At 66.7% G+C, this 7,879-nt stretch carries 2 protein-coding genes; one reads left to right on the top strand and one right to left on the bottom strand.

Features of this window, described 5'->3' with window-relative positions; all coding sequences use genetic code 11:
• Positions 1-528: ATP-grasp domain-containing protein (locus Q1J95_RS12525; RefSeq protein WP_300268041.1), on the top strand; the 528-nt coding region annotated here is incomplete at its 5' end.
• Positions 529-602: 74 nt separating this feature from the next.
• Here Q1J95_RS12525 and Q1J95_RS12520 read toward each other — a convergent pair.
• Positions 603-7,865 (bottom strand): DUF2341 domain-containing protein, encoded by a 7,263-nt coding sequence (locus Q1J95_RS12520; RefSeq protein ID WP_300268039.1) that lies wholly within the window; start codon positions 7,863-7,865, stop codon positions 603-605.
• Between the last annotated feature and the right edge of the window lie 14 nt (positions 7,866-7,879).

Below are 7,879 nucleotides of genomic sequence, written 5' to 3'. Positions count from 1 at the left end.
TATCCGATCGTCGAGACGGTGCAGCGCGATGGTGTCTGCGCCGAGGCGATCGCTCCGGCTCCCGGCGCGGGGGAGCGCCTGGCGCACATCACGGAAGACATCGGCCGGCAGATCGCTGAGGGGCTCGGTGTCACCGGGATGCTGGCTGTCGAGCTGTTCGAGACCGATGACGAGCGCGTTCTCGTGAACGAGCTGGCGATGCGTCCGCACAACAGCGGCCACTGGAGCCAGGATGGCGCTGTCACGAGCCAGTTCGAACAGCACCTGCGTGCGGTCACGGATCTTCCGCTGGGCGACGCCCAGCCGCGTGCTGCCTGGTCGATGATGGTGAACATTCTCGGCGGCCCCGCCGAAGGCACGTTCGAAGACCGCTTCGACGCGGTCATGGCGCAGCACCCCGCGGCCAAGATCCACACGTATGGCAAGACGGCGCGTCCCGGACGCAAGGTCGGGCACGTGAATGTGGCGGGCGACGACCTCGACGATGTCGCCTACACGGCGCGTGCCGCAGCCGAGCACTTCGCCTGACCAAACGCCCGCCGCTCAGCGAAGCGCCCCTGCACCTCTTGCCGAGGTGCAGGGGCGCTTCGCGTCCGTCCCGATCAGCTGTCGAGCATCATCCGACGTCGACGGATCATCAGCACGGCACCCAGCACGAGCAACAGTGCGGCGCCACCGGCGGCCCAGCTCACCCAGTTGAGCTCGCCACCGGTCTGCGGCAGCTCACCCGAGATGTTCTCGTTCGGATCGGTCACCGAGCCCGAACCGTCGCCGCCTCCGGAGCCGCCGCCCGACCCATCACCGTTCGCGGTGACGAGGATCTGCGCCGATGCGATGACGGTGTCGCCGTCCAGAACGACGACCTCGTGCACCCCGCCGGTGACGGATGCCGGGATCGTCGCCGCCCGGGTGAACGCCCCGTCGGCGTCGGTCGTGACGCTCCCGAGCGCCACGGGGTCGGAGTGCAGCTCGAGTGCGTACTCGGTATCGGCACCGAAGCCCGATCCGGTCACGGTGATCTCGCCGCCCGGTGTGAAATCACCGCTGACCGCGATGCTCGGCGACGGCTCCTCATCGCCGGTGAGAGTGACCTCGACCGGAGCCGATAGCTCTGACCAGCCAGCCGCGTTCTCGGCGCGCACGCTCGCCGCATGGGTGCCTGCGGCGAGCCCGCCGACCTCGGTCGACAGGACCGACCCGCCGACGCTCGTGGTCTGATCGCCGACCGTGACCTCGTAGCGCGTGATCGCCGATCCACCGTCGTCCTGCGGGGGAGTCCAGCTCACCCGAACGCTGTCAGCGCCAGCAGCCGTCGCGGTGACGTTCTGCGGAGCGCTCGGGCGATCGACGCCTGCGCCTGCGACCGTGAACACCGACACGGGCGAGCGCGTCGCGTTGCCTGCGGCATCCACCAGGTCGGCGTACCACTCGTACTCGACGCCGGGCACAGCACCCGAGAGCACCATCGCGATCTGCTCGTCGCCCACACTCGTGACAGTCTCGCCGACCTGCACCGGCTCGCCAACCGAGAACGACAGCGACGAGGTCGACACGGTGCGTGTGGTCACGCCGCCGAGGTCGAGTTCGAGTACGAAGTTCTCCGAGTCGGATCCGTGGAATCCCGGAATCGCCTGCGCGTCGATGTCCTGGTGCCACGGGCCGTCCGAGCTGGTCGCGTCGAGCAGCGGAGAGTAGGTGTTCGAGTACAGAAGTCCGTTCTCGGCGTCGATCGACAGGTGGCGCAAGAACTCCTGACTGCCGTAGACGCGGCCCTGGTAATCGGTGAGGATGCCGTGGGCAACCGAGCCGTCGCCGCGCGTGTACGAGGCCACACCCGTTCCGGTGATGTGCCCGCCCAGCACGAGCTTGACGTTCGAGTACGGCGCGACCAGCCGGTTGGTGATGTTGCCGTTCGACCAGCCGTTGGTTCCGGTGTTCACCGAGTTGTGCATCGCCAGGATCACCGTGTGGTCGGGGTGGGCGGCGATGACATCTGCCGCCCAGTCGAGTCCGGCATCGGAGGCGTTGTCTGACGAGAAGAACCCGAGAGTCAGCATCAGCAGGTTCGCTCCGTCGACCTCACCCGTGTAGTAGTAGTTGTCGATGTTCTGGCTGCCGCCGAACGTCCACTCGCTGCCTTCCAGACTCTGAGCGAAGCGCTCCATCGGGTAGTACTTCGGCAGCATCACACGGTTGTTGCGCGGGTCGGAGTAGTCGTGGTTACCCCACGAGATCAGATACGGCAGGTCGGCATCTTCGATCAGCTGCACGGCCTCCTCGGCGTTCTTCCACTGGTACTCCTGCGACAGGTACTCGCGGTTGACGAGGTCACCCGATTGCACGACGATGCGGGTGCCCCGCTCCTCGGCGCGGTCGACCACGTAGCCGAACTGGTCAACCATGAGCTCAGGGGTCGCCTGCGAGTACAGCTGGGTGTCCGGCACGTGGTCCATACCCCAGTCGTAGTCGGCGCGCTCGGGCTCGACCGTGTAGTCGGTGCCCTCCGCGTACGGCGACGATGCGAGCCCGCGCCAGATCAGCAGCGAGACGGTGTTGTCAGCCGAGATCGCGTTCTGCGCGGCATCCGCCGTGATATCGAGGGCGAACTCGCCACCATCGGCATCCGATCCGGTGTCCTCCAGCACCCACGATTCCGCCTCGGTGTCCCACAGGTAGGCCGAGACACGGCGATCATCACCCGAGCCGGTCCACGAAAAGTGCAGCTGTTCTTGCGCTGCCTGCTCGTCGGTGAGGGTGATCTCGTACGTCTGGAAGGGATTCTCGTCATCGCCGACGGTCGTCGGAAGCAGATCCGCCGTGACCGTACCGCTGTCAGGCCGCAGAGCCTCTGGCGTGCGGTGGGTGCTCGAGCCGGTGCGCACGACGGTGTTCTCTGCGGTCAGCGGCACCGTGGCGTTCGCGTGGAACGTCGTTTGCAGCCTCTCGCGGTCATCCGAATCGGGCGCAACCGTCAGCGTGACGTCGGCATCCTCACCCTGCGCATCAGCGGAATCATCGCTGACAGCCGGTGTCTTCGGCGCCTGTGTGTCAGCGACATCGAGAGCGATGCTCGCCTCATCCGACGAGCCCGTGCTCTCAGCACGCACGGTGAGCGTCTGCTCGCCGAGCGCGTTGACCGGCACCGAGACCGTGAAGGCACCGGCATCCTGCATCGTGCGCGACACCTCGTCACCATCGACCACGGCGACGATCTCAGCGCGCTGCGAGAGCGTGCCGGTGACGTCGACGAGTCCGGCCTCGAGCGCGCTCCCTGCCGCGGGGCTTTCGACCACGAGCGTCACCGGCTCACCGGTGCGCGAGACGACGTCGCTGTACGCGACGGCATCGCCGAGGTAGTTCTCGTACCGGAATCGCTCGAAGTCGGGCGTGAACGCGACGCCAGCGATCTGCACGTCAGACACAGCCCCCGTGAACGGTGAGCTCAGGGTGTCATCGCCGGTGTAATAGTCGCCGATCGTCGTCAGCACGCTCGGGTCGCCGTACGTCGAGCGGTACTCGACCATCTGCGAGCGCACCTCTTCGCCGTCGATGAAGACCGAGTACGTCATGCCGTCGTAGGTCTGGGTGACGAGGTGCTTCTCACCGTCGGCGGCGAAGTCGAATCGGTTGTTCACATCGACCGTGCCGAACTCGAAGCTGTTTCCGGCGAGGCGGGTGCCCACCTGGCCGTTGGAGGCGACGATTCCCTGCCAGAAGGTCGTGAGACCATCGGCGCCCTTGGGCTCTTTCGCGACGATCGGCGCGTTGTCTGCCAGCGCGGCGAGCTGATCGGCTGTGAGCGAGACCAGCGAGCTGATCGCGATCTGATCGTGCTGGCCTCCGACGTCGCCCGCGTACTGCAGGCGGCCGGCACCGAGCTGCGCGACGGCGTCGCCACTGTCGTCGATCGTGACCGTCGGGGCGTCGCCGACGAGCTTGCCATGGCGCGTGCCGGTTGAGTCGACGAGCGGTTCGTCCGCGGTCGGCGCCGTTCCGAAGTGCTCGACCAGAGAGTAGTCCTCGGCCCACACGGCGCTGGGGTCGTTCTCGCCCTCATCCGTGCCGTAGTAGGCCCAGATGGTGGTTGCACCCGAGGCGACCTCGGGCAGGCGCACCCACACGACAGAGGTGCCGGCGGGGTTCCACGATTCGACCTCGAAGGGCACCGGAACACCGTCCGCGGTCGAGAACGCGATACGCGTCGGGTCGGATTCACCCGTGTTGGTCAGCTCCAGTCGCACCGGAATGTCGGTGAACGATGAGCGTGTGCTGTTGGTGACTGTGACAGCCTGACGGCGCTGGGCATCGGTCGCAGACCAGGCGATCTCCGAACCGTCGGTGGCGACGGCTCCGGTCAGCTCCCGCATCCGTGCCTCACGCGCCAGCAAGTCCTCGAGGTGCACGAGCCCGCTCTGCTGAGCAGACGTGAGAGCATCGACGCTCGTGCGCACATCAGCGACAGCATCCGCGTCGCCAGCCGTGAGAGCGTCCACGCCGGGAAGAGCCTCGATCTGCGCGTCGACCGGCGTGATCTCGCGGTCGATGCCGAAGCTCTCGAACAGGCGCGGCTGTCCCTTGTCACGAATGTCGTACACGTCAACCGTCAGGCGACCGTCGGCGACGTCGACCGCGACGAAGTTCTCGGTGCCCTGGTCGCCGGTGCGGTCGAACAGCTGCAGGTATGCCTCCAGGTCGATGCCGCCCGAGACCGACGTGGCCTGACGGTAGTGCTTGGCGCCGGAGGTGTTCGGCAGGAAGTAGATCGTTCCCTCGGGGTCGACCGTGTACTCGGTGCGCTTGCCGCCGACGATCTCGGTGATCACATCGGTCTCGACGACCGCGGCGTTCTCGACGCCATCGGGGTCAGAGATGAGCTGCTTCGAACGGCTCATCACGTGGTCGTGGCCCTGCAGCACCAGGTCGATGTCGAGTTCATCGATCAGCGGCACGAGCGCATCGCGCATGGCGATGATGTCACCATCGTCGAGGTGGTTGGCGGTCGTGTACATGCCCTTGTGCATGGTCACGATGATCCACTTCGCACCGTTCTCGCGCGCGGCCGTGACGTCGTCGCGCAGCCAGGCGATCTGCGCATCCGAAACGGCCTGTCCGCGATCCTCGTTCGTGTTGAGCATCGCGAAGTGCGCGTCGTTGTAGTCGAACGAGTAGTACGCGCCCGTCGAGGTGTTCTGCCCGTTCGGCGCTTCGAGAGCGAAGTGGTCGACGAAGGCGTTCGTCGCCTCGTCGTGGTTTCCGGACACCGGAGCGATGGTCGTCGCCAGCAGCGTCGACTGCGCCGAGTTGAGCAGATCGATCCAGTCCTGCTCGCGGTCGCCGTGCTCGACGACGTCACCGTTGTGCATGAGGAACTGTGCATCGGGAATCGTGGCCAGCGCCTTGCTCATGGTCGCGGCTGACAGCTCGGCTTCGGCGATGTTCTGCGACTGCGAGTCGGTGAGGTCGATGAACGTGAAGTCTGACTCGCCGTCGCTCGTGACGAACGTGCCGATGTTGCTCCACGTCTGCGATGCCGCATCGCCCAGGCGGTAGAAGTAGCGCTCGCCGGGTTCGAGGTCGCCGGCGACGGCCTGGTAGAAGGTCTCGCCGTCTTGGCTGGTCTTGCGGTCGGCGTCGACGGTCACGGCATCCGCGAGGTCGCGCGAGGTCGACAGCTCGACCGTGCCGCTCTCGCCGAGCTTCGAGTACCACGTGAAGGCGCGCTGCGTGCGCGAGTCGCCGTGGAAGGTGGTGGTGATGCGGTCGGGAAGGTCGCCGGGGTGCACGAACTTGGGCACCGGGTGGCCGAGGGCCTCGTCGAAGGTCCAGTCCTGCGCGAAGTCCCAGCCGATCTCTTCGTAGGTGGCCTGTTCGCCGAGCGCTGCGGCGGTGGTGTCGGCGCCGTGCTGATCGGTCGCGGTGCCGGTCACGGTGTTGCCGCCGACGGTGATCTCGGCGTTTGCCAGGTTCTTCGACAGCGTCGGTACGCGGTAGGCACCGCTGGTCTGGTAGTAGCCGAGGATGCGGCCGGCGAAGCCAGCGACGGTGCCGACGTAGTCGACGGTGCCGGAGAATGCCACGTTTCCGCTGATCTCGATGTCGTTGCCGCTGCCCGGGTAGGCGACGACGAGCGCGGCATCGATGCCGCGGGTGCCCGAGCCGCCGTCGGCTGCGCCGATCACGGACACCGAGAGCAGGTTCTCGCGAATGACAGTGGAGTTGTGTGCGTACGAGCTGATGCCGGCGGGCATCTTCTTGGCGCTGATGGTGCCATCGATCCAGTTGTTCTGGATGCGGGTCGCACCGCGCGCCTCTGCGGCGACCCCGGCGACCTTCTCAGCACCGGTAGCGACGATGTCGGCGCCGATGACGCTGACGCCCTCGATGCGCGCATCGGTCGCGATCACGGCGATGGCGGAGGCGTAGTCACCCTCGGAGGTGCTGTCGCTGTGCGCGGTCACACCGTCGAGGATGAGGTTCTGGATGCTGCCGCCGTTCAGCGCGCGGACGAGACCGAGCCGTGCCGACCCGGCGCTGGGGCCGTAGACGATGTTCGAGATCGTGTGGCCCTGACCCTCGAACACGGCGGTGAACTCGTCGATTCCGACGAACGGCTCGCGTCCGGCGAAGTCGAGGTCTGCGGTGAGGGTGAAGTGTGTGGCGTCGACGTAGCGAGGGTTGTCGGCGTTGAGCTCTTCGGCGAGGAATTCAAGATCGGATGCCGTGGCGATCTGGAACGGGGCATCCGAGGTGCCGGCTCCTGTGAGCGCGTAGGAGTACTTCGGCACGGGGTGACCGAGCACGCTGTCGAAGCTCCAGTAGTTGGCGAAGTCCCAGCCCAGCGCCTCGTAGGTGGCCTGGTTGGCGAGATCTGCTGGGCTCGTGTCGGTGCCGTGCTGGTTCTTCGTGCCGGGGCCGGAGACGGGCGAGCCCGAGATGGTGATGTCGGTGCTGGCGAGGTTGTCGGATGCCGTCCAGCCGTCGTAGGCGGTGTAGCCGAGGATGCGGCCGACGAATCCGTCGATCTTGCCCTCGTAGGCGATCGAACCCGACAGGGCGACGTTCGCGGTGAAGCTGCTCGAGTTCGGCGTACCGGGGTAGCCGACGACCATGCCGGCGTTGTTGCCCTTCTCGCCGTTGTTCCCGCTGGGCTGCGCCATGGTGATGTCGGCGCTGACGAGGTTGCGGGTGATGGTGGTGGCGTTCTTCGCATACGCGGCGATGCCAGCTGGCATCTCACCGGCGGCCAGGGTCGCGTCGACGAAGTTGTCTGAGATCACGCCGCCGTCGGCCTCGGCGACCAGCCCGCCCACCTTCTCAGCTGAGGTGGCGCTGAGGTCCGCGTCGAGGATCGTGTTGCCCGTGATGGTGCCGCCGACCGAGTAGATCGCGATGCCGGCGGCAAACCCGGTGCTGGTGGCGTTGTCGGCGCTCAAGCCGTTCAGGGTGAGGTTGGCGACCGTGCCGCCCTCGAGGCGTTGGATGAGGCTGAGGCGACCGTTGCTCGTGTCGCGGTCACCGTAGACGAGGCCGGAAATGGTGTGACCCTGGCCGTCGAGCACGCCGGTGAAGGTGTCGATTCCGCGCAGTGGCGCTTCGCCCGACATGTCGATGTCTGCTGTGAGGTCGATGTGCGATCCGGCGCGCGATCCGGAATCGGCGTTGATCCACTCGGTCAGTGCGCGAAGGTCGGCGGCGGAGTCGATCTCGTAGGGGGCCGCTGCGATGCCCTCGCCGTCGATGCCTGCCGGTGCCGCGGCGACGGCGGCGGTGGGAATCATCGGAGCCACGAGGGCTCCGGTCACGGCTGCCGCGAGGGCGAGAGATCCGAGGTGGTGTCTTTTCTTGCGCTGCTCAGTACGAGACATCAGGCGAGTCGCCT

The organism is Microbacterium sp., assembly GCF_029263575.1.
Classification (GTDB): domain Bacteria; phylum Actinomycetota; class Actinomycetes; order Actinomycetales; family Microbacteriaceae; genus Microbacterium.
The sequence above is the reverse complement of the archived record's forward strand: the minus strand, read 5'-3'. Positions and strand labels throughout refer to the sequence as shown.